The 23,499-nt window shown below is 58.8% G+C and carries 22 protein-coding genes; 9 read left to right on the forward strand and 13 right to left on the reverse strand.

All coding sequences use genetic code 11. The features are described from left to right. Positions 1-56 precede the first annotated feature (56 nt). Positions 57-404 (forward strand): hypothetical protein, encoded by a 348-nt coding sequence (locus AKL27_RS04270; RefSeq protein ID WP_157056793.1) that lies wholly within the window; start codon positions 57-59, stop codon positions 402-404. 522 nt (positions 405-926) lie between these two features. Then, positions 927-1,898 (forward strand): LysR family transcriptional regulator, encoded by a 972-nt coding sequence (locus AKL27_RS04275; RefSeq protein ID WP_050461553.1) that lies wholly within the window; start codon positions 927-929, stop codon positions 1,896-1,898. A gap of 12 nt (positions 1,899-1,910) precedes the next feature. Here AKL27_RS04275 and AKL27_RS04280 read toward each other — a convergent pair whose 3' ends face one another. The 6 genes from AKL27_RS04280 to AKL27_RS04305 all read right to left on the reverse strand — a co-directional run bounded on the left by AKL27_RS04280 (position 1,911) and on the right by AKL27_RS04305 (position 9,031). Further along, the gene (locus AKL27_RS04280; RefSeq protein ID WP_050461554.1) at positions 1,911-3,386 is read right to left on the reverse strand and encodes a PepSY-associated TM helix domain-containing protein; all 1,476 of its coding nucleotides are present in this window, start codon (positions 3,384-3,386) and stop codon (positions 1,911-1,913) included. 27 nt (positions 3,387-3,413) lie between these two features. After that, positions 3,414-5,762: a TonB-dependent receptor gene (locus AKL27_RS04285; protein WP_083438863.1), complete on the reverse strand. Its 2,349-nt coding sequence runs from the start codon at positions 5,760-5,762 to the stop codon at positions 3,414-3,416. Between the two features lie 73 nt (positions 5,763-5,835). Then, positions 5,836-6,222, reverse strand: coding sequence for a DUF2946 domain-containing protein (locus AKL27_RS04290; protein ID WP_083438864.1), 387 nt, complete (start codon positions 6,220-6,222; stop codon positions 5,836-5,838). A 124-nt stretch (positions 6,223-6,346) separates the two neighbouring features. Continuing rightward, positions 6,347-7,597: an Hsp70 family protein gene (locus AKL27_RS04295; RefSeq protein WP_050461556.1), complete on the reverse strand. Its 1,251-nt coding sequence runs from the start codon at positions 7,595-7,597 to the stop codon at positions 6,347-6,349. A 175-nt stretch (positions 7,598-7,772) separates the two neighbouring features. After that, on the reverse strand, positions 7,773-8,528 hold the full coding sequence (locus AKL27_RS04300) for a CDP-diacylglycerol diphosphatase (RefSeq protein WP_232310895.1): 756 nt from the start codon (positions 8,526-8,528) through the stop codon (positions 7,773-7,775). A 140-nt stretch (positions 8,529-8,668) separates the two neighbouring features. Further along, entirely contained in the window at positions 8,669-9,031 is a 363-nt protein-coding gene (locus AKL27_RS04305) for a hypothetical protein (RefSeq protein ID WP_050461557.1), read from the reverse strand. On the opposite strand from AKL27_RS04305, the gene AKL27_RS04310 reads away from it, so the two are divergent. The 7 genes from AKL27_RS04310 to AKL27_RS04340 all read left to right on the forward strand — a co-directional run bounded on the left by AKL27_RS04310 (position 9,030) and on the right by AKL27_RS04340 (position 16,458). Beyond that, positions 9,030-9,794, forward strand: coding sequence for a hypothetical protein (locus AKL27_RS04310; protein WP_232310896.1), 765 nt, complete (start codon positions 9,030-9,032; stop codon positions 9,792-9,794). The two genes, AKL27_RS04305 and AKL27_RS04310, sit on opposite strands and share 2 nt — an antisense overlap. A 113-nt stretch (positions 9,795-9,907) precedes the next feature. Next, the gene (locus AKL27_RS04315) at positions 9,908-10,315 is read left to right on the forward strand and encodes an ExbD/TolR family protein (protein ID WP_050461718.1); all 408 of its coding nucleotides are present in this window, start codon (positions 9,908-9,910) and stop codon (positions 10,313-10,315) included. A 2-nt stretch (positions 10,316-10,317) separates the two neighbouring features. Next, complete coding sequence (locus AKL27_RS04320) at positions 10,318-11,115, forward strand: energy transducer TonB (RefSeq protein WP_232310897.1); 798 nt, start codon at positions 10,318-10,320, stop codon at positions 11,113-11,115. Positions 11,116-11,168: 53 nt separating this feature from the next. Further along, positions 11,169-13,559, forward strand: coding sequence for a TonB-dependent receptor (locus AKL27_RS04325; protein WP_050461558.1), 2,391 nt, complete (start codon positions 11,169-11,171; stop codon positions 13,557-13,559). 84 nt (positions 13,560-13,643) lie between these two features. Beyond that, on the forward strand, positions 13,644-14,294 hold the full coding sequence (locus tag AKL27_RS04330) for a MotA/TolQ/ExbB proton channel family protein (protein WP_050461559.1): 651 nt from the start codon (positions 13,644-13,646) through the stop codon (positions 14,292-14,294). A gap of 34 nt (positions 14,295-14,328) precedes the next feature. Then, positions 14,329-15,546, forward strand: coding sequence for a phospholipase D-like domain-containing protein (locus tag AKL27_RS04335; protein WP_050461560.1), 1,218 nt, complete (start codon positions 14,329-14,331; stop codon positions 15,544-15,546). A gap of 69 nt (positions 15,547-15,615) precedes the next feature. Then, positions 15,616-16,458, forward strand: coding sequence for an aldo/keto reductase (locus AKL27_RS04340; protein WP_050461561.1), 843 nt, complete (start codon positions 15,616-15,618; stop codon positions 16,456-16,458). 4 nt (positions 16,459-16,462) lie between these two features. Here AKL27_RS04340 and AKL27_RS04345 read toward each other — a convergent pair whose 3' ends face one another. From AKL27_RS04345 to AKL27_RS04375, 7 genes are all read right to left on the reverse strand, one after another. Next, on the reverse strand, positions 16,463-18,043 hold the full coding sequence (locus AKL27_RS04345) for a PepSY-associated TM helix domain-containing protein (RefSeq protein ID WP_050461562.1): 1,581 nt from the start codon (positions 18,041-18,043) through the stop codon (positions 16,463-16,465). Positions 18,044-18,056: 13 nt separating this feature from the next. Next, entirely contained in the window at positions 18,057-18,350 is a 294-nt protein-coding gene (locus AKL27_RS04350) for a hypothetical protein (protein WP_157056794.1), read from the reverse strand. A gap of 4 nt (positions 18,351-18,354) precedes the next feature. Continuing rightward, entirely contained in the window at positions 18,355-18,648 is a 294-nt protein-coding gene (locus AKL27_RS04355) for a hypothetical protein (RefSeq protein ID WP_050461564.1), read from the reverse strand. Then, entirely contained in the window at positions 18,648-21,182 is a 2,535-nt protein-coding gene (locus AKL27_RS04360; RefSeq protein WP_050461565.1) for a TonB-dependent siderophore receptor, read from the reverse strand. The genes AKL27_RS04355 and AKL27_RS04360 overlap by 1 nt, the downstream gene beginning before the upstream one ends. Positions 21,183-21,275: 93 nt before the next feature. After that, positions 21,276-22,277, reverse strand: a complete 1,002-nt coding sequence (locus tag AKL27_RS04365) for a FecR domain-containing protein (RefSeq protein WP_050461566.1) — start codon at positions 22,275-22,277, stop codon at positions 21,276-21,278. A 1-nt stretch (position 22,278) separates the two neighbouring features. Beyond that, positions 22,279-22,794, reverse strand: coding sequence for a sigma-70 family RNA polymerase sigma factor (locus AKL27_RS04370; protein WP_050461567.1), 516 nt, complete (start codon positions 22,792-22,794; stop codon positions 22,279-22,281). Between the two features lie 190 nt (positions 22,795-22,984). After that, positions 22,985-23,389 carry a hypothetical protein gene (locus AKL27_RS04375; protein WP_050461568.1) on the reverse strand — a complete coding sequence of 135 codons (405 nt, stop codon included), beginning with the start codon at positions 23,387-23,389 and terminating at the stop codon, positions 22,985-22,987. Positions 23,390-23,499 lie beyond the last annotated feature (110 nt).

Genomic DNA, 23,499 nt, shown 5'->3' on the forward strand with positions numbered 1-23,499 from the left:
ATCGAAGGATGTTTGATGGTCATGTGATTCTGCCGGCATGATTTTTCTGACCAACCGTGGTGAAGGAGCAGGCCGTGAGGAGCAAGCCCGATGACGCATCACAGGTAACGACCGTCGGCAATGACCCGATACCGTCATTGACATCGCAAGCGGTGAACCGCAACACGCCCGCCGCGGTTGCCATGCTTTTTCTGAAATTGCGGCCGTTGCTTGAGCAAGCCGGTAAAAGTCTGGCATCCGAAATGAAAACCGTGCGCCGCAGTGGCACAGCCGGGAACGACAATATCGGAAAGAGGAAGAGTCAAGTTCCGGCGAGAAATTTCTTTGCCCCGAAAAATCTGATTTACAACATATTGAAGAGCCCGGGACAAACCAATATATCCGTGACGCGCAAGAAAAATTAATGCAATGCCGGCGTCCCTTGGATGTGCACAAGGCACCAGGCAGGTACGACGTACCGCGCGCCAAAAACAAAACGAGCCGCATCTCAAAACAAATTGAGACATCGCTTTTTTTTCTGAAATACTGACCAAAAGCAGCAATGCTAATAAATAATTGGCACCAGAACGGAGACATGTTTCGGACTACTACATCAGCGCAGCAATCCGATGGCAACACGAACTACGCAAGGCAGCCGACCGCTATGCAAACCACAGCTCATCAGCAAGCGCCCGCGGATTTCCCGCACGACGTCCGCGTCACTCTTTTCACGGCCGGCAGCAGCGTCTGCAGATAACAGCGCAGGCCGGATATTTCTGACACTGCATCTGCTCATCCAGGCCGCATCATTTCCATTTTCTGTATCGACAAAAATACGTTAACGCCGGCCGCGGCATCACGGCATGACAAGAAATCTGTTGTTGCCGGCGTTATCACTTCAGACAGAGACACCCCGATCATGATCGGGACAAGAATAACGGATCGATATGCAAAAGAAAATTTCCTCCTCCATACTGCGTTATTTCTTTGAAGTGGCGCGCACCGGCAGTCTGCGCGCGGCAGCATCGAGCCTGCATATCGCTACTTCGGCCATCAGCCGGCAGATATCCAATCTGGAAGAAATGCTCGGCGCCTCATTGTTCAATCGCGGACCGCAAGGCATGACCCTCAGCGAGCCCGGCAAGATACTGGCAGATTTCACTATCGATCTGTTTCAACGCGAGAGTGCCTTGATCGACCAGATCAACGCTGCCGTCGGTGCCGGCTCCGGCCTGATCAAAATTGCCAGCACCGAAGAATTTGCCTCGCATTTTCTGCCGCAGGCGATACGCACGTTCATGAACGCCAATCCGGACTCCAGATTTGATATCTGCATCGGCAAGGCAGTCCATGTTTCGCAAATGGTGGAAGACGGCAATGCCGACCTTGGCCTGAGCATTTCCTTGCCGGGCCCTGCCAGCAATCATATGGAATATAGTGAGCCGTCGACAGTCAGCGTAGTGATACCGGCCGGTCATGCCCTGACGGGACGACCTACGCTGAGCATCGCCGACTTGTACCTGCACCCGTTTGCCGTCGTCAACGGCGATGCCATGTTATCCGAACTGCTGCAACGCAGTTTCGCGCGCGAACGCATGATGTTCAACCCGCTGCTGGTCAGTGACTCGGTGCTGCCGGTCAAAGCCTTCATTCAGCATTGCGGCGCGATTGCCGTGCTGGATCATTTTTCGGCATACGATATGTTGTCGTCGATGGATGCCGTTGCCATCGAATTGCAAGCGCCCGAATTGCATGGATTCAGCATCGCGGTGCAATCCATGCATGCGCGAAAACTGCCGCAAACGGTGTGCCATTTCCGCGACCAGATGATCAGCGCCATCGCCACCCGACGCATTCGCGCCATCAGCCCGGTCGCCGCCGTCGACAATGAAACGGCGGTGCCCTGCACAGGAACCTGAAGCGGATGTCGCTCAGGTCCGCTTGCCGAAGAACAGGCGATCGCCGCCCCATACCAGCAGCATGGTCGCGCCCATCAACGGGAACAGGATTCCCAGCGCAGCCAGATACGCCTGCCAGCGACGCAACGACGGTGGCGCCTGAAGTACGCGTTGCGGCGCGCCGAGTGCGCCGCGCGGACGGCGCCACCACCACATGACGAAACCGGTCATGCACAGGCCCAGCAAGGACAGTGAAATCGCGGCACAAATCAACTGGTTGACCAGACCAAAATACTCGCCCATGTGCAAGGCGACGCCGAGCGTCACCATCTTGGAGACCGGATTGAAATCGGCGTAACGCAGATCCTTGCGAATGACGCCGCTGTAACGATCTATATGCAACGTGCGCTGCTGATCCAGATCGGAGCGCAAGAATTCAGACGTGCCGGGTGCATAGGATGCGGTATAGACATCTTTATCCTGACGCGGCACTACCAGTTGATAAGTGTGCATGCCCTGCGCCGCCGCAATCGCCACTGCCTGATCAATATTGAGCGACAACGGCGGTGCCGGCGTCGCCATATGCATCGCATGCATTTCGTGCATGGAATGCGGCACACTGGTCGCCGCCACGCCCCACGGAACTTCTGCCAGCGGCAAATCGCGTACCTTGCGGCCGGCTTCGGGCTTGTTCCCGGCGGCGGCTGCATGGCCGGCATGTTCATCGCTTTTGGCGGCCTGCTCCTTTTTGCCGGCGCCGAAGTTGGCGGTGATCAGGTTCTGAAAATTCTTGCCCCAGAAATTCGACCACGGCAATCCGCTCAGAATGAAAAACACGGCGCCAATTGCTACCCAGATCCCGATCACCAGATGCAATTCGCGCCACCAGGCGCGGCCGCGCAAGTGCCAGCGCGGCAGCAGGCTGCCCCATACGGAAAATGCCTTGCGCGGCCACCACAGGGCGATACCGGTGCCAATCATGACCAGCGTCCAGCAGGCCGCGAGTTCCATCAGCAATCCGCCGCCGGTACCCAGCATCAGATCGCGATGCAGTTGCCGCACTTGCTGCATGAAGCGGTGCTGCACACTCAGGCTGCCCAGCAAGGCCCCGTTATACGGATTGATATAGACGCTGACGCTGTCCGCCGTCGGCAGACGAAACACCGCTTCCGTACTGCGGCGCGGATCAGCCGATACCGACATCGAGGTCAGCACCGCCTGGTCACTGACCGCATCAGTGGCAATCCGCACTTGTTGCGCATAACTGAGTGGCGCGGTGCCAGTCGGTGTGACGAACAACAGGTCGCCATACATGACGCGGTCAAACTGCGGCTTGAATACATAGATGGTGCCGGTGACAGCCAGCGCCAGCAAAAACGGCATGACAAACAAGGCGGCATAAAAATGCCAGCGCCATAAGATGCGGTAGTTGCGCGCGCTCAGCGACGATGACGCCATGGCGTCATCGCTGGTTCCGGCAGCGGTAAATGCGACAGGAGAAGCAGACATGTCAGGTAGTCCTCACGAGCAAAATGTTCATAGACTGAATTTGGCTTCCAGATAGAAGGTGCGGCCCGGGTACGGGTAATAGACGTAATAGCGGCGATCCGTCAGGTTATCGATGCCGACGCCGATTTCGGTTTGTTTGGTCGGCTTGAAGGTGAACTTGGTGTCGAATACCAGAAACGCACTGGTGCCACCGAAGGTGTCGGGATTGATGTCGGTATTGGTCAGCGTGTTGTATTGGCGTCCGGAATAGCGTCCGCCCACCATCGCGGTCAACTGATCGCTGACGTGATAGGTCCCGACCAGATTGGCGCGCCACAAGGGAATACGGTAGAAATTCTTGCCGACCGTCGCCGGGTTCTTGCTGTTTTCCAGAATGATGGAACGGGTATAGGCAATGCTGGCATTCAGATCCAGTCCTTCCAGTCCGATATTCTCGCCGCTGTACACCACTTCGATGCCGCGCGATCTGACGCGGTCGATATTCTGGATATTCGTGACGTTGGGGAACACGGTGGTATTGGTCTGGCTGAACAAGGTGTTCTTGACATCGTCCTCGAACAGCGACGCGCGCACGATACCCTTTTGCAGTGCCCATTCGGCGCTGAGTTCCTTGGCCAGATCATTTTCCGGTTTCAGATTGGGATCGTTATTGACCAATGTGGAGCCGGTCAGACTGCCCTGAAACAATTCGCTGACGGTCGGGAAGCGATAGGCGCGGCCAATCGAAAAACGCAGATTCACATCCTGCGTGGCCTTGAACTGCAACGCCGCCTTCGGCGACCAGTACGACAGATTGCGATCCGCGTAGGACTGGCTTGAGCCGACAATCGCGCGCGCGCCATCGAATGCGCGCCAGTCTTCGTAGCGCAGGCCGGTCGTCAGTTTCCAGCGCTCGCTCAGTTGCCATACATCTTGTGCGAACAAGGCATGGGTCTCGGTCTTGCCGGTGAAGGCGTTATTGAAACCGCCGCTGTCGCTGTTGCGCCAGTCGCTGACGTTATACGTCTTGCTGTTGAGGAAATAGTTATCGTAGTGGTAGCCGAAGGTCGGCCAGTGGCTGCCGGCTTCCATTCGTTCCGGTTTGTAATCGAGCAGCAGGTCCAGCGTCTTCCAGCCGGTACCGTCGCCAAACGTGGCGCTGCCGCTGCGATTGCTGGCCAGACCGCTGTTGGCCGAGCGCGATACATTCTTGGCGACATCAAAGTAGGAAGCAATCGCCGAGTAATTCCAGCCGCTGCTGTGACGGCTCTTGAGCGAGACGCCGAACAATTGATTTTCGCTTTCGCTGGATGCCGGCGCGAAGAACGAGGCCGGCAGGTTGTACTGATAACCACCGACATTGACCAGGCCGGAATACACCGGGTTGCCGTTGGCATCGCGCAGGAACGTGAAGGTTTCGTTATCCACCCGTTGCCGCCAGTAGCCGAAGGTGGCCCCGGCCTGTAAGGTCGGCGTGATGTCATACACTGCCTTGAACTTGAACTGGTCTTGCACCACTTTTTCCTGACCTTCGGCATTGACGCCGAAGATGGTGGCCGGCGCGCCATTGGCATCGGTATATTGATAAGCACCGGTGACCGGAATCGCGGCACCGGTAGCCGGCGTGGTGGAGCGCGCCTGGCTGGCGAACACAAATGGCTGGCCGGCGTTGCTCAAGTGATCGACGCCGATCAGAAACGACAGATCGCCGATCTTGTTGCCAATCGATGCCGTGCTCTTGTTGCCGTTGAAGCTGCCGTCGACGCCGAACAAACCGAATTGCTGACTGAAGACTTGCGCCTTGACGGTGGCTTCCAGCGTGGTCGGCATCTTGGTGGTGATGGCCACGGTCGCGCCCATGGAATTGCCGGAATACAGCGCTGAAAACGGACCGTAAATCACATCCACCTGCGCGATATCTTCCGGAAACACCATCGACCAGCGCGGCGGGAAGCTGTGCGTATTGCCCAGAAAATTGCTCAGCAACAGGCCATCGGCATAGACCAGTCCGCGTGCCGTTTGCGAGGTGCCGTTGCCGCGCACCGAGATAGTCGAATTTTCATCGCCGATGAAACGCTTGCGAATCGCCATGTTGGGCATGTACTTCAAGGCATCTTCGGTATTGATGATGTTCAGGTTTTCCAGTTGCTGCGCCGTGATGCGTTCGCTGGTGGCGGGCAGATTCGGATCAATCGCCTGCCGCTCGCGTTTATCGTTCACGAAGACGGTCGGCACCCCTGCCGTATCCGCTGCGGCACTGATTTCCTCGGCCAGTGCCGACACCGGCAACAACGCCAGCAGCGCCAGCGATGGCCACGGCAACAGCATGCTTGCCAGACGCGGCAGAGGCAACGAACGGCGACGACGCGCAGCGCCGGTGACAGACTTCTTGAACATGTTTCCCCACTTGTTTTGATTGAATGATGCGAACCGGCACCGCAATGCAGCGCCGCAGACTTCAGGCGGTCAGTCAGGCAAACGGGGGAGGATCAAGCGGATGGGTGCGCCCATGAAACGGACGCGGAGGAAAATAGACATACTGCGGCAATGTCAGTACCGGTGCCGCGACCCGCAACATGGCAGGCAATGCCAACGCGGGCGTGGTCAGTAACGGAGTATGCGCGGCCAGGCTGCAATAACCGCACACATCCATGGCATTGCCCTGTTTGCTGCGATCCGTTCCGGCATTGGCGACACTGCCGGCGTCCATGCCGGTGACACTGCAAATTTCCTGCAATGCCGGCCACTGACCGCCACTCGCGGCACGTTGCAACGCCGATGCCGCAGGCATGCAGGCTCCCAGCCAGACGGCCAGGATGCATAACCAGATGAGCAGGGAATGGCGACGACGCGACATGAAATAACGGAGACCGGGCAGAGCGGAGAGATCCGTATTTTATGGACGTGACTATCGAATAACAAGGAAATCAGCCGTGTCCGGGTGCGACATATTGTCGCAGCCCGGCAGGCGTCAATTCAGATCAGGAAAATTTGCGGATGGCGTCGAGCGCCAGCCCGGTGCCGATGCTGCCGAACAGATCGCCTTCCACCTGGCGGGCATTCGGCACCAGGGCACCGATTTTTTGTCGCAACAAGTGGACGCCGCTGGAACCCCCGGTAAAGAACACGGTATCGATGGCATCGGCGCGGACGCCGGCGTCGCGCAGCAAATTGCCGACGGTCAGTTCTACTGTCGTCACCAGATGCTGAATGCTGGCATCGAAATCGCTGCGTTCCAGTTGCAGCGTTTGCGGTGGCGACAAACGATCCAGTTGCAATTCGACCGATTCATCCGCCGACAAGGCAATCTTGCCGGCTTCTACCTGCAAGGCCAGCCAGTGGCCGGCACGCTGTTCCACCAGATCCAGCAACCGGCCGAATTTCTCGCGTTCGCTGACTTCGCGGTAGACATCCTGCAATTGTTGCCACGCCTTGCGCGTATAAATCAGGTTGATCGTGTGCCAGGTCGCCAGGTTGAAGTAATACCCGGATGGCACTTCGCTGTTGCTGTTGAGCTTGCTGCCCAGACCCAGCAAAGGCATGACGCTGGACAGGCTCAGATATTTATCGAAATCGGTGCCGCCGATATGTACCCCGCCGGTGGCCAGGATATCGTCGCGCCGTTCGGCTTTGGCCGCCCGTTGCGGCGACAGACGCAGCAAGGAAAAGTCCGAGGTGCCGCCGCCGATATCGGCGATCAGGACCAGTTCTTCACGATCAATGCCGGACTCGTAGTCGAAAGCGGCGGCAATCGGTTCAAACTGAAAATCGATATGGCGGAAGCCGACCGCACGCGCGATATCGGTCAAGGTATCCTGCGCCAGTTGATCGGCCGCCGGATTGTCATCGACAAAATACACCGGCCGGCCCAGCACCACGCTGTCAAGCGCATGTCCGCAGGCACGCTCGGCGCGTTGCTTGAGTTCGCCGATGAATTGCACCAGCAATTCACGGAACGGCAAGGCGCGGCCACCGACTTCGGTCTGGCCATCGATCATGCCGGAACCGAGCAAGCTCTTGAGCGAGCGCATCAGGCGCCCTTCGTAGCCGGACAAATAAGTGTTCAGCGCCGCCCGGCCGTAGGTGAATTCATTTTCATCCGCATTGAAAAACACCACCGATGGTAGTGTCATTTTGCCGTCTTCCAGCGCCAGCAAGGTCGCCTGTCCCTGCCTGCTGCAACCAACCGTAGAGTTGGAGGTGCCGAAATCCATGCCGCAAGCATTCGCCATGCAATCTTCCTTCGTAGAAACCCCGGGTGCTACCGGGCAAAGGACGCGATGATATAGAAAAGCCGGGCATGTGTCTGTAACCATGGGTAGTTAACCGGCCCTGATTGCGGCGAAACAACTATATTCGCCCCAAGGCAGTGCAGATCAGCCCGGAATCAGGCCGGCCCCGTGGGGTTCAGCGACATTGATGATCAAGCAACACTTCGGCGCTGCCGCGCTCGCCCAGATTGAAATTGACCGGCATCGCCAGCAGGTAAAAGCCGTGGCTGCCGTCACTGAAGCGGGCGCCGGCCAGCAACAGCGATTGCGCGCCCATGGCAGTGGCGGCGAACGGGCTCATGGCAGCAGCCAGCTTGAACGGGTTGCGCGCACCGAGATCGGCGCCGGTCAGCCGCATCAACTGGTATTGATGGTCTTCCAGCATGAAGGGCACCCAGGTGTCGGGCACAACATGCTCATAGGTTTGCAACAGCGCCGGCAAGTCGCTGCGCAGGCAGTCGATGTGAATGTGTAATTGCAACTGGCTGCGGGCGGCGGCTGAATTGACCTCGAGGCCGATCTGCTCGTCCGCCAACGGTCGCCCCAGCGCGCGCTTGACGCGGAAACGCTGCTCCCATGCGTAAGCCCAGTAATTGGGTGCCGCCGGCAGCAGCAAATCGCGGCTTTCGATGCCGCTGATACGCACGGTCGGGATTAACAAATATTGCGCTACACCAACAATATCTTTCAAGATGATGAACTGGCGCTGCTGATCCACCAGACTGCATGGCAACGGATCGCGTCCGGCCTCGCTGGCCGGCACGCACTGTTGACTGGTGATTTGCCACAAGGCATCGGGATTGGCGGCGTGAACGACTGACCAGCCCGCGCCCGGCAACAGGGCCAGCCACAGGCACAACAGACGGCGCCAGGAATGATTCAGGGAAAACACGGAAGCCTGTCCAATCGGTGCAACGGAATTGACGCGCCAGCTTAAACCAGACATGTGTCGGCGGCATGACAGCAGCAAGCTGTTGGCCGCACGTCAATATGGCGAGCAACGTGAAGACGGCAACAACGACAAGTGACTCCTTACTTGCCGGATTCTTGCGTCGCCTCCACCAGGCACTTGGATAATTTGTCGAAATGCAGCCAGGCGGCCTGGCTCAATTCCACTTGCTTGCGACGCGGATCCTCCGTATCAGCCAGTACTACCCAGCCCTTTTCCCGCATCGACTTCAGGCGCGAATGCAACATCGCCGGCGAACCGAGTTCGCTCTGCGCCATCATGTCACGCACCGACAGGCGCTGCTGCGCTTGTCCGGCGCGCGCCACGAACGCGAGAATGCGGTCTTCCAGAGGATCCAGCGAGGCCAGTGACGGCAAGCCGCGCAAGGCATTCGCCAATTGCAAGAAACGCAGATAGATATCTGCCGGTCGTGTGTCTTTTCCCATGGCTACATTATTTGTATTGATTTATAGCTGCGAATTTTTTAACTATGTTCTTTATTTAATAACGAATAATATGCCAACTGCAATTTCCGTGGCAATCAATCCGCAGTGGTATCTGACGATACGGTTACATTTAACCACACAATTTCGTAAACGCCGGCATCCGGCAAAAAAAATGGGTAACATACGCGCCGCCATGTCTCCCTTTTTAGCCTTCATCTCCCGCTTCCGCCTGAGCCTGTTGACTGCCACAGGAACGGCACTCTGTTATCTGCTTTTCTACAGCGCCAATGCCTGGCTGTTCGAGCATATGGAGTTCACTCAGGGTATTGCTTGGGTCTACTTGCCGGCTGGCATCCGCCTCATCTGCACCCTGCTGTTTGCCGAGGCAGGCGTGCTCGGAATATTGTTTGGATCACTGCTGACAGCCAATATCTACGGGCTTTTTCCGCACGATCCGGTGACTACCGCCGGCTATGCCATCATCTCGGCGCTGGCCCCTTATCTGGCCTACCGTTTCACTCTGGAAGAAATGGATCTGCGCCGTTCCCTTGCCAATCTGACCTCGGCCAGATTGCTCACCTGCGTGCTGCTCTATGCACTCTCCAATCCGGTTCTGCAACTGATCTGGTTCGTCTTTCGCGGCGTCTCCTATCACTTCTGGTCCGGCCTGATCGTGATGTCCATCGGCGACCTCATGGGGTCTCTGATTGTGGTCTACATCATCAAACTTCTGCTGTCGTTTTTCCCAAAACCGCAACACTGATCGCGTTGTAATACGCCAGAAACAATTCCTCGTTAGTCTTCCGAACTGCTATAAAACTTATAGCGATAAAGCAGATTTGATCTGCCTCGGAATCATTTAACGGGAGTATGGACATGCGTAGTTGGGACGAACCCAAGAAGCGAAAAGCACGGGTCGAGATCATTCCGATGATCGACGTAATGATGTTTTTGCTGGTGTTTTTCGTTTTGATCAGCCTCAACGTGATTCCGGCGCTGGGCCTGAAAACGCATCTGCCCAGCTCGGCCAGTTCGCAGGAACTGAAGCCGAAAAGCAAGGCCGTCATCACCATCGGCCTGCACGACACGCTGCAGGTCGACGGCACCGATACGCCGCTCAATGGCCTGATTGCCAGCCTGCACAAGATCAAGAAAGACGGCGAACTCCTCAACGTGGTCGTCAACAGCGACCGCGGTGTCGAAGTACAACGCCTGGTTGATGTCATGGACGTGTTGAAACAAGGCGGCTTCGAATCAATCGCCATTGCTACCCGCAAGCCCTGATCATGTCTCAGCTCCCGCCACAATTCATGCCGCAGTTTGCGCCCCGGCACGCCGCGCAGACCGTTTCACAACCGTTGCTGTTTCGATTCCGTCAAACCGCCGCCGGCCTGCCGGCGCTGCTGATGCTGGCGGCATTGATCGTGGCCGGTATCCGCACCGTCGCCACGGTGCAGCAACATCATGATGACGCTCCGGTACAGATTTCATTGGTGAGCACTGCGCCGGAACCGGTGCCGGCGCCAATCACTCCGCCGCCACCGAAGCCGCTGCTGCCGGCCGTGATCAAACCGCTGACGCCGCCGCCGGTCACGCCGCCGACGCCGCGTCCGCCGACACCCGCCGTCAGTACCGTCACGCCAAGTGCGCGCAGCAATCCGGAATTCGCCGCTGCCGCGCCCGCTGCCAAAACACCGGAAGCACCCGTCGTCGCGGCGCCGGTGGCTGCCACCCCAACACCGGCTGCGGCCGCAGCAGCACCGGCAGCCGCCAGGCCGCATAACGCCGAAGCCGAATACGTAGCCCGCCTGCGTGCCCATCTGAACAGTATCAAACGCTATCCGACCGGTCGCGAAGCCAGTCTGCAACGACCACAAGGAAAAGTCCGCGTGTGGTTTGTCCTCAAACGCGACGGCGCGCTGGTTGATGCCGGCATCGAAGAGTCATCGAATTCGATGCTGCTCGATGACGCCGCCCGCAAGACCATCAATCGCTCCAATTTCTCCGGGTTTCCGGAATCGTCATGGGCCGGAGAAAACACCCATCGATTCACCGCCGAACTGGAATTCATTCCGGCCGGGTGAGTTCCGGCGGCCGCGCATTTTTTACAAAATCAAATCTTTCAGGGAGTAAGACCATGCAATACAAGCTATCCCGGATATCTTTACTGATATCCGGATTGTTCATCGCCGCCAGTCCGCTGACCTACGCGGCCGAAACCACCGAGATTGGCAAGGTCACGGTACAAGGCGATGCCACCGGCGGCACCAATACCGGCCTGATCCAGCAAGAAGAATCGGCCAAGGCGCGCAGCTCGGTCAACCGCGATTACATGGAAAAGCAGAGCGCTACCAGCAATCCGTACCAGATGATCAACCTGCTGCCGGGCGTCAACACCTACGACAATGACGGCACCGGCCTGTTCGGCGGCAACATCCGGGTACGCGGCTTCAACAGCGACCAGTTGGGCTTTACCGTCAATGGCGCACCGGTCAACGATTCAGGTAGTTTTGCCGTGTATCCGCAGCAATTCACCGATCCTGAAAACATGTGTGAAGTGTTTGTCACCCAAGGCTCGACCGATACCGAAGCACCGCACGTCGGCGCCACCGGCGGCAATATTGGCATGACCACCTGCACGCCGGAAGATGAACGACGCTTCCGCACCGCGTTCACCTACGGCTCCAACAATCTGCGCAAGGGTTATGTGCGTCTGGATTCCGGCAAGCTGTTCGATGGCCGCTTCAAGTTCTTCATTTCCTATTCGAAAACCGAGGCAGATAAATTCAAGGGCAGCGGCGGCGCCGACAAGCAGCATATCGATTTCAACAGCAAACTCGATCTGGGCGGCGGCAGCTTTGTTGATACTGGCTTCATGTACAACAAAGCGGTCAACAACAATTATCGCTCGCTGACCAAAGCGCAGATTGCCCAATACGGACGCGACTATGATTTCGGCACCACGGCGCCGGTGCATTTGCCCGGTGGCCCGGGGGCGCAGGATGAATCCGGCGGCCCCAATGCCAACATCATCGGCGGTCCCAAGGATGGCTACTATGGTTTCAGCCTGAATCCGTTCCAGAACTGGCTGGCGACCGTGAATGCCCACTTCCGGCTGAGCCCGACCTCCAGCGTCGATGTCAGCCCTTATTTCTGGTATGGCTTCGGCACCGGCGGCAATCAATTGCAAACGCTCAAGGAAACCAGCGGCGGCAATCAGCTTGGCGGAGGCACCGGCGATATCAATCGTGACGGCGACACCAGCGACACCATCCTCGCCTACGAAGGCAGCCGCACCCGTACCTTCCGCCCCGGCGTCACCTTGAAATTCAATCAGCAAATCGACAACCATCGCCTGATGTTCGGCTATTGGTACGAGCGCGCCCGCCACCAGCAAAGCGGCCCGTATTCAGCCATCGACAGCAACGGCAATCCGAGCGACATGTGGCAGGACAATCCCGATGTCTGGCTCAAAAATCGTGACGGTTCGTATATCCAGTACCGCGACACGCTGACGATCAGCACCGGCAAGTCGGCATTCATGCAAGACAGCATCAGCCTGATGCAAGACAAGTTGAATCTGCAACTCGGCGCGCGCTATTCCAGCATCGATCGCGACTTCACCAATTACCCGAGCCAAAGTGCCGGCGGCTACTATGCATTCAAGAAATCGTATTCCGACCTGTTGCCAAGTCTCGGCCTGCGCTATCAACTGACATCGGCGCAATCGGTATTCTTCAATGCCGCCAAAAACTTCAAGGCGCCGGGCAACTTCTCTTACTTCGGCCTGATCAGCGGCGGTACTTTTGTCAATGGCGTGTATACCGGCGGCAAGGTGCGCAGTGTTGCAGTGGACAAGGAAACGGCGTGGAACTACGACCTCGGCTATCGCTATGCAGCCGACAAGCTGACATTCTCCGGCTCGGTCTTCTTCACTGATTACAAGAACCGGATCGCTTCTGCCTTCAATCCGGACACCAACAGCCGTACCGATTACAACGTCGGCGATTCGACGTCCAAGGGCTTCGAACTAGAGTCCGGCTATGCACTGACGCGCAACCTGAGCCTGTATGGTTCGCTGTCGTACATCAAGACCAAGATGAAAACCGACATGCCTTGGAGCGGCACGTTCTCCTTGCCTACCGCCGGCAAGGAATTTCCGGACACCCCCAACTGGCTCAGCGGCCTGAGTGTCCAGTACGCCCGCGACAGCTGGTATGTCTTCGGTTCTGCCAAGTACACCGGTAAACGTTATTCGAGTCTGGTCAACGACGACAGTCTGGGTGGTTACACCGTCTTCAACACCGGCGCCGGGTACACCTTCCCGTCCTCGTCATGGTTGAAGAAGCCGACCATGCGTCTGAACGTCAACAACATCTTCAACAAGGAGTATCTGAACATGAACTCGGGCAGCGGTAGCCAGTTCACCACCAACGCCCAGGCAGTCGGGCCGGTGGCGGCTTCTGCACCGACCTTCTATGTCAGTGCGCCACGCTCTTTCAGTGTCACCGTTACCGCCGATTTCTGATCGCAACCGGCACTTCCCGGCGGCAGGTGCAAGCCTGCCGCCATCCAATCAGCAACGCGCATTCGTGCGCACAGAGAGGTCAGCATGAACATGCAAATACTCCACGAAGTGGCTTTTTATCTGATGTATGCCTGCGCCGCACTGGCGCTGTTCGTGATTGTCGAACGCGGCCTGTTTTTCGGCTACACGCTGCGCCAGGCGGTAGGCCTGGAACGCGCCATGACCCATGCCGTGCAGCATGTGTCCGAACTGCCGCCGGCACTGACCGCGCGTCAAAGCCTGCCGCTGACACTGGTCAGCGACATTCTGGCGGAAAAGCATCACTTCACCACCGACAAGGATCTGGAAGATTTCAGTGAATCGGTCTACATCGCCAATCGCGGCGAAGTACAGGAACGGCTCTGGATTCTCGATACCATCGTGACGGCTGCGCCGTTGCTGGGTCTGCTCGGAACCATTCTGGGCATCATCGATACCTTCAAGGCGCTGGCCGTATCCGGCGTATCCGATCCGGGCCAGGTATCGCAAGGTATCGGCACCGCCTTGTATGCCACGGCACTGGGCATCGGCATCGCCGTGATCGGCATGTTTTTCTTCAACATGTTTCAGGAACGTATCGAACGCATCAATGATCACTTGAAAGTACTGATGCTGCGTGCCTGCGTTGGCCGTATCGACATGCACGGCGACCATCCGGCACATGCCTCGGCCCACAGCAAGCTGCACATTGCCTGATCATCGCGACATCACTCTTATGCCTCTCCATCCCATGCGCAAATTTCTTTTACCGATGGCCGCACTGCTTGCATTGAGCAACGGTGCACAAGCCGAATTTTCCATCCCCGGTTTCGAACTGGTCTACACCACGCCGGTGGAGACCTCGCTCACCAACCCCGACCTGCGCGATCCGCTGACGGTCTGGAGCGACATGTTCGATGCCGCCCGACAAGAAATCGTGCTGGGCCAGTTTTATGTCGCCGGCAAAGCGAGGGAAGCGACTGATCGCCTGATCGAACGGCTGGATGCCGCCGGCCGGCGCGGCGTCAAGATTCGTTTTCTGATGGAAGAAAAAGGCCGCTTTGCCTCGGACATGCCGACCATCGAACAATTGCAGAAAATTCCCAATCTGGAGTTCCGTTTTATCGAGTTCGGCAAATTGGGCGGTAACGGCATCATTCACGCCAAGTACTTTGTAGTCGATGGCAACAGCGCCTACGTCGGCAGCCAGAATTTCGACTGGCGTTCCTTCAGCCAGATTCATGAAACCGGCCTACGCATCAGCGATGCCGGCATGGCGCACCAGTTGCAAGCCATTTTTGAACAAGACTGGCAAGCCCAGGCTTTGATCGCCGCCGGCGAACCGGTGCCGGTGCTGAATCAAAAAACGGTGGCGCCCGATCAGTCGCAGAGCGCCTATCTGGTCGCCAGCCCGAATGCCTATAACCCGGCCGGCGTTGGCGACTCCGAAACCACGCTGGTCAATTTGCTGGCCGCGGCCAAATCCGAAGTGCGGGTGCAATTGCTGGATTACGCGCCGTTGAGCTATGGGCCGAACCGCAGCCGTCCCTACTACGCCGTGATCGACAACGCCATCCGCGCCGCCGCTGCGCGCGGGGTCAAGATCAAACTGATGGTGTCCAACTGGAATACCGAACAACCGGCGATCCGTTATCTGCAAAGTCTGGCGTTGATACCGGGTGTCGACATCAAGGTCGTGACGTTACCGAAAGCCGCCTCCGGTTTCATTCCGTTTGCCCGCGTGATCCATACCAAAGCCATGTCGATTGATGGCCAGGTGGCCTGGATCGGCACCAGCAACTGGAGCGGCGGCTATCTGGATAATTCGCGCAATCTGGAAGTGGTGCTGCAAAACGCCGCGATGGCGCAACGCATCGCCAGGCTGCATGAGCAAACCTGGAATTCACCGTATGCGCACGGCATCGATGTGTTGAAAAATTATCCCAAACCGGTCAAAGGCAAGGAATAAGACAGCGCCGGGCAGTCTGGTGCGGACGACCATATAATGCTGACGTGACCATCGCAACGGAGATCGTTCATGCAAGATATCAGACGCATCGCACTGCCTGACGGCAAACTGGTTCCCATTCTCGGCCAAGGCACCTGGAATTTCGGTGAGTCTGCCGGCAGCGCCAAAGCGGAAGTGGCAGCGCTGCAACTGGGCATTGATCTCGGCATGACACTGATCGACACTGCCGAAATGTATGCCGATGGCGGCGCCGAAAAGATTGTCGGCAAAGCCATCGCCGGCCGCCGCGACGAGGTGTATCTGGTCAGCAAGGTGTTGCCCTCGAATGCATCACGGCGGGGCACGGCGCTGGCCTGCGAAGCCAGCCTGCGCCGCCTCGGCACCGACCATATCGATCTGTATCTGTTGCACTGGATGGGCTCTTGTCCGCTGGCGGAAACCGTGGCGGCACTGGAGACATTGGTGACTCAGGGCAAGATCGGCAGCTGGGGCGTCAGCAATCTGGATACCGATGAGATACAGGAATTGCTGACGCTGGAACATGGCGACGCGGTGCAAACCGATCAGGTGTTGTACAACCTGGCGCGGCGCGGCATCGAATATGATTTGTTGCCGTATTGCCGGCAACATGACATCCCGCTCATGGCTTACTCACCCATCGAACAAGGCCGCCTGTTGCAACATCCGGCACTTGCCGCAGTCAGCCGCCGTCATGCAGCCACGCCGGCGCAAATCGCACTGGCATGGGTGCTGCGCGAAGCGGGCGTGATTGCGATTCCCAAGGCCGGCAGCCTGGCACATGTCAAAGAAAATCGCGCTTGCGTCGATATCGCCTTGACCGCCATCGACCTGCAAGAACTCGACAGCGCCTTTCCGGCGCCGCGCAAAAAGCAATCGCTGGCGATGTTGTAGATCATCAGGCTGCCGCCCACACGCTGTCACGCGGCCCGTGTTTTACCCGGTGTGCGGTAGCGTGCGCCATGCCGGCAAAGCAGAAGGCCCCTGTCAATCCCAGCAGATCAACGCCGAGAGCGGCACTGTCGGCATGCGCCCACCATCCGAGCGCCGGCAAGCACCATCCCGCTGCGCTGCTCAGCGGTATCAGCAAGGTCGCACCGGCTGCCAGCCACAGTAAGCCGACTGCGGCACGCGGTGCACCACGCAACAAGGTCCAGCCGACACTACCCAGAAAGACGCTGTAATAGACATAGCGATGCCAGTTGTTGAGATCGGCGACATGCCCGTACAACACCTTGCCCGCTACCAGCGTCAGCGACAACCCGGCGACGCAACCGAGCGTAACGCCAACGGTCAGCGCTGCCAATACGCGGGTAGAACGACGCTGTGTCATTGTCGCGGCAGCGTTGCGTTGTGCCTTGCGGCGCGATTCTATCCACAACAGATTGCCGGAGTAAAACAGAAATGCCCCGGCCAGCCCGAGAAAGAAATAGGCCCAGCGTACCGGCGCGCCGCCATAAGAACCGAAGTGCAGCGCGAAGAAAGATGACACCGACGCCATCCAATTGGATTGCAGACCGCCCATGTATTCGCCGTGCAAGATCGCGCCATCAACCGCACTGACCAGTACCAGCGCGCCTTTGGCCGAGCGCTGCATGCAACATGGCTGATCGCCGGTAATCCAGACTGCGGCGCCGGCACTGCCGGCAGCACGGAAACGCAAGGTATGCGGAGCAAACCCCGCAAGCTGTTGTGACAGCCGCGTCGTCAGCACCGCCAGCGGCAATAGCGGCGCCGGTGCCGGATCCGGTTTGGCGGCAGCGAACGGACCGCTGTCACGCCACATTTGTTCAAAGCGTGGTTCGCCATAGACGACCGGCTTTTGCGTGTCATAGATAATGTCGTGCAACCCGAATACCACCGCACTCAATGCCATGACCAGGTGAAACGGCAAGCTCACGATGCCGATCACATTATGCGCATCGAGCCACATGCGTTTGAGATTGTGGCCCACCCGGAAGGCAAAAAAATCCTTGAACAAGGTCGGCCACAGGATGATGATGCCGGAGATCAGGGCCACGAAATACAAGGCACTGACCACCCCCATGATCCCCGCGCCCCACTCCGGTCCGAACGGCAAGCCGGCGGTACGGTGCACGATATCGATGAATTCCGCCAGATCGGATGGCTGGCGCTGATCGATGGTGAGACTGCCGTCCGGATTCTGCGTCGCCGTCCACCCTTGCGCCGCACCGCGCGGTTGCCAGGTAATGCGATGAGGCACCTGATTGCCATCGCCCAGATGCAGTGTGAAATCGGCCCGGGCATCGGGGCGCGCCGCCAGCGTTTGCGCCAGCAACGCATCGGCAGCGGCATAGGCTCCCGATGTGGTCGCTGCCGGCGGCGATGCCCAGCGTGTCAGCGGCGCCTTGAACATGGTCAGCGCACCGGCGTAAAAAGCGATGAACAACGCCAGCCCGGCGACGATGCCAGTCCAGGTATGGACGGTCTTGTAGGTACGAAGTGTTTCGGCGCGCATGGAAGAAGTCAGTTCAGGCCAGCCAGTAACGCAGCAGCCGCAGCACGGCAAAGGCCAGCAGGTTGACCAGTCCCAGCCAGAGCCATGCCTGCCGCGCGCGGCGAAACAGGAACACGCTGCACAGCACGGCCAGCCATAATGGCGGGACCAGCCACATGGTGAATTGGTATTTGTTGAGCGGCGTCAACCCGCCCGGACCGATCCAGGCGAACCAGCCCGACAGCGCCAGCGCCAGACCGTACCCGAGAATGACTCCGGCCAATGTTTTGAACAGCCAGCTCAACTGCGTTGTGTGGGCGGCCGCCATGCGCTCAGTCCTGCGCATGCCGGGAAACGCCGATACGTCGCGTCTGACGCCACGCCGCCAGATACGGCAGCGCGATCCAGATTGTCATGAGCAACGCCAGGGCGCTGAAAAACCCGGCTGCCGGATGCAGCGCCTGCATCCATAGCGCCACTCCGGCGAGCAGCGACAAGACGCCAATAACCCGTATCCGGAATCGGGCCAGCTGCGGTCTCAGCAACCGCTGGTGCGGTGCTGCCAGATATATCGCGACGGCGCCGACGGCGGTCAGCAAACCCGCCAGCGCATGCCCGAACATCATTACCAACCGTAAGACAGCGTCGCCGTGGCGGTACGCGCGGCGCCGTAGTTGCACGGCGAACCCATGACCGACAGGCAATGCGAAACATACGTCTTGTCCGACACGTTGGCCACCGTCAGACGCAGCCTGGCGCCCTTCCATGCCGCACCGAGTTCACCCAGATTGTAAGAGGCGCCGAGGTCCCACAGGAACAACGACGGGATACGCAACTGCGCCAGATAACTGTCGGAAGTATCGTATTCCGAGGTATAGCGACCGCCGATACCGGCCTGCAATCCCGGTACGCTTTCGAAGCGATAATCGACCCAGGCCGAAGCCTGATGGCGCGGCGTGCGCAACATGTTGCGGCCGATCGCTAACGGGTTGCTGCTTTGCCGCACTTCGGATGAAGTGTAAGAATACGCGGCCAGCAGACTCACGCGGTTGGAGATATCGGCCTTGACTTCCAGTTCCAGACCGCGCACCCGCTGTTCGCCCACTTGCAAAGAAAACTGGGTATTGAGCGGATCGGGAGTACGACCATTTTTCAAATCATTCTGATACAGCGACAAAGTGGCGAACCCCCAGCCATTGAGCGGTTCGTACTTGACGCCGACTTCAGCCTGCTTGCCCGTCTGCGGCCGGAAAATATTGCCCAGCCGGTCGACTCCCGGAGTCGGCAGGAATGAGGTCGAATAGCTGGCGTATGGCGCCAGTCCGTTGGCCATCAGATAGGTGAGGCCGACCCGGCCCGTGGTGGCGCTGTCGTCAGTCGTCTTGGTCACGGCAGTGATACGGTTGAGCGAATCGATTTTCGATTGATCACGACGCAAGCCGATGGTACCGATCAGGCTGCCATAGCGAATCTGATCTTGCAGGTACACACCGGTTTGTGTCAGTTCCTGATAGCTCGATGAACTGAACACGGTCGGCCGGGTAATTGCCTGCCCGTACACCGGATTGAAAATATCCAGCGTCGGCACGCCCACTGCACTGTTGGCGAAATTGTAGGACAGCTTGCCGCGGGTGTAGTCGAGCCCGGCCAGAATCGTATGGCTCAGCGGCCCGGTGCGCACGCGCGCTTCGAGCTGGTTATCCACCGAGAAGGAACGGACATCGTCATCCGAAATGGCAGAAACGCGGTTGAGCGTGCGGCCATTGGCCTGCAACGCCACAAACGGATGCGCCCGCACCAGGAACATATCCTGTTGCGCATGGCCGTAACGCAGATTCTGGCGCACCGACCAGGTATCGTCGAAGCGATGTTCAAATGCGTAACCGAGCGACAGGTATTCACGATGGAACGTATCGGTGGTTGGTTCGCCGAGATACAGGTTGCGTGGAATCTGTCCGGCCGGGTTCGGTTGCAGGGTACCCACCACCGGATAGAACCGCGCGCTCATCAAGGGATCATCTTTTTGGTAATACGCCTGCAAGGTCAGCGAGGTCGCCGCCGATGGCCGCCAGGTCAGACTGGGTGCCACCATGGTCTGACGGTCACGCTCCATGTCCACTTGCGTATGGGCATTGCGTTCCAGCGCCACCAGGCGGTACAGCCATTGGCCGTCCTGATCCAGCGGACCGGTGAGGTCGGCCGCGATCTGCGCGCCACCGAAATTGGTGGTCGAGATTTCCACTGCGCGCTGCGCTTCGGCCAGCGGTCGCTTGGTAACCTGATTGAGCATGCCGCCCGGCACCGCCTTGCCATACAGCACCGAGGCCGGGCCCTTGATCACCTCCACCCGTTCCAGCGCATAAGCGTTGATGCGCGGTACCGCGTAGTTGAGCGGATCGCCCGGCAATGCCAGGCCGTCTACCCATTGCGTGCCGAAGGTATCGTAGCCGCGAATGTAATTCCAGTCGTAACGCACATCGAAACCATTCGGTTCGGCCAGTACGCCGGCCGTATAGCGCAAGGCTTCAGCCACGGTGCGGGCGCCCTGATCATCCATCTGCACGCGCGTAATGACATTGACCAGTTGCGGATTTTCCAGCAGGGAAGTATCGGTCTTGCTGCCGCTGGTGCTGCGGCGGGCGACATAGCCGCTGGTCGGACCGAGCGGGTCTTCCTGCCGGTTGCTGGCGCCGACGATCACCGCCGGCAAGATGCCATTGCCGGCGCTGCTGCTGCCACCGGTCTGGCGTTTCAGCGTCAGGGTGCCGTTGCCGGTATCGACGATGGCCAGGTTGGTACCGGCCAACAGACGCGCCACGCCGTCACTGAAACCGTACTGCCCTTGCAGTCCGGGACTGCGCAAACCCTCGACCATGGCCGGCGGATAGACCAGCAAGATACCGGAAGTTTTGGCGAATGCCGTCAATGCTCCTTCCAGCGGGCCGGCCGGAATCGCATAGGATTTGCGCGCCGGTTCGGCCTGATTGCTTTCTGCCAGCGCCACCTGACTGACGCCGGCGCCGCCCACGCTCAACGTCGCCGCTGCCATGCTCAGCACGGCGCGCCGGATCGATGGCGCCAGCGGCGACAATCCGGTAACGGCGTTACGGAGAGCGGGAGAGCGGTGCGCGCTGCGGTGATTTTTTCTGGTCACGGACATGATTTCCTGATTCCTTGCTTCGATAGAGTTGAATGGCTTCACCTCTGATGTCGCGCAGGACTGGAAAAGGTACAGAAGATTTTTATATTTTTTTCACGCCGCCGGCGGCAGCGCAATGATGCGGGTCCAGTACCGGGCAAAGGTGCTGACCCGGATCGGCAATACTTCGGCCAGCGATACCAGTATGCGGTCGGTACTCCGCAACGGAAATACGCCGGATACCCGCAAATCGGCACTGGCCGGATCGCAAGACAGATAGCCCGGCCGGTAACGTCCGAGTTCGGCAATGAAGTCGCCGAGCCGCTGATTGGAAGCCACCAGCACGCCTTCGGTCCAGGCCGCTTCCGACCCGAGCGGCTGTGGCGGTGCCAATACCCGTTGTGCATCAAAACTGGCAGCCTGACCGGCGTCGATACGCACCACGTTGCCCGGCGCGGTGGCCGGGATCAATTCCACGGCGCCTTCCAGCACCGCCACATGGCTGACCCCGCCGTCCTGCCGGATCATGAATCTGGTGCCGAGCGCCCGCACGCGCCCGGCTGCGGTTTGCGCCATGAACGGACGCGCCGGGGTGGCAGTATCTTTGGCGGTGGTGATCATCAGCTCGCCGTGCACCAGATGCACCAGCCGCAGACTGTCGTCATAGCGGACATTGACGGCGGTGTTGGTATTGAGGTCGAGCCGGGTGCCGTCGGCCAGCCTGACATTGCGCCGCTCGCCGGTGGCGGTCCGCAATTGGCTGTTCCAGCTTTGCCACAGCATGGTTTCCGAAGTCAGCCAGGCAGCGGTGCCTGCCGTCAGCGCCAGCGACAACGTCTTGAGCGCCTTGCGCCGCTGTCGTGACGGCGGCGCTGCCAGCGTCGCAATCGCGGTATTGGCAGACAAGCCATCCATGCGACCGCGCAACTGCTGATTGACCTGTTCGATGTGGTGCCAGGCGCGTTCATGTTCAGGATCGGCGGCACGCCAGCGTTGCCACTCGGCCCGGCTGGCGCTGTCGGCGCTGCCGGACCACAAATGCACCAGCCACTCGACGGCCTTGTCGACCACTTGCGCATTGAGCGGCGGCGATGCAGTCGCGGAAGTATTTTTCATGTCAGAAAGGCCCGCCGCCGGCATCCGGGAAATAGCAGTGACGAATCGCCCGTGCCATGTATTGCTTGACCGAACTGAGCGACACATCGAGTCGCTCGGCAATTTCGGCATAGGGCATGCCGTCGATTTGCGCCCACAAAAAGGCAGTCCTGACCTTGGCCGGCAAGCCGTCCAGGATGCGATCGATTTCCAGCAAGGTTTCAATCAGGATGGCCTGTGTTTCTGGCGACGGCACTTCGGGTTCAGGCAAATGGGCAATCGTCGCCAGATAGGCGCGCTCCACTTCGAGATGACGGAAGTAGCTGGCCAGCACCCGTTTGGCGATGGTCACCAGAAATGCGCGCGGCGTTTCTATGGCAGCCGTATTGCGCGCTTCGATCACGCGCATGTAGGTGTCGTGCACCAGATCGGCGGCATTGTGCGGGCAGCCGGTTTTCTGACGCAACCAGCCCTGCAGCCAGCTGTGGTGGTCACTGTATAACTGGGAAACAGGATCGGACGAACTTGCGATGGGCACGACATGCTCCGGAAACGATGCGGCAAGAGTAGGTCAACACCCTGGCATCATCAAGCTGGCTGGCGGTCCGGAACGGTTGGCGCTGGCTTGCCTTAGTTGAGAATAGTTCTCATTGTTGCATCCGGCTGCAGCCAGCGTCAATCTCTTCATGCTGCATGTTGTGGCGGGAGAACAGCCTCCCTGCCCGAATTCAGCCCGCCGCGCTCAGCAGACGCTGACTGAGTTGTTGTGCTTCTGCCAATGATCCCACCGCCACATGCGCAATACCGAAGGCCTTGACGGCCACCTCGCCCATCGCCTGTATTCGCGCGCGCCGCTCCGCTTCCGGCTCGACGCTGATCAGCGACAGGCATACGCTGGCCAGCGCCACCTTGTTCTGCTTGAGCCACATGCCACGCTGCTTGCGGTCGGCCTGGCTTTCTTCTGTGCGCAACTGGTCATACACCACCACGAAGCGCTGACCGTGCTGCATCAGCGCCTCGATTTCCTGCTCCCAGCGAGCGGCGTAACCGTCCGTGGCCGCTGCTTGATTGAACATCACCAATGGAAACTGGCGGATGTCATAGATGCTGAAATTGTCTGAATCGAGATGCATGCTGAGTATCCTTAATGAAAAAACCGGTACGGGCGACCGTTCCTGAACAGGCGATCAGGATCAATATAGGCTTCTCGCCGGCATCCAAAAAGTGACATCGTTGCAGGTGA

Source organism: Herbaspirillum autotrophicum (genome assembly GCF_001189915.1).
Classification (GTDB): Bacteria; Pseudomonadota; Gammaproteobacteria; order Burkholderiales; family Burkholderiaceae_D; genus Herbaspirillum; species Herbaspirillum autotrophicum.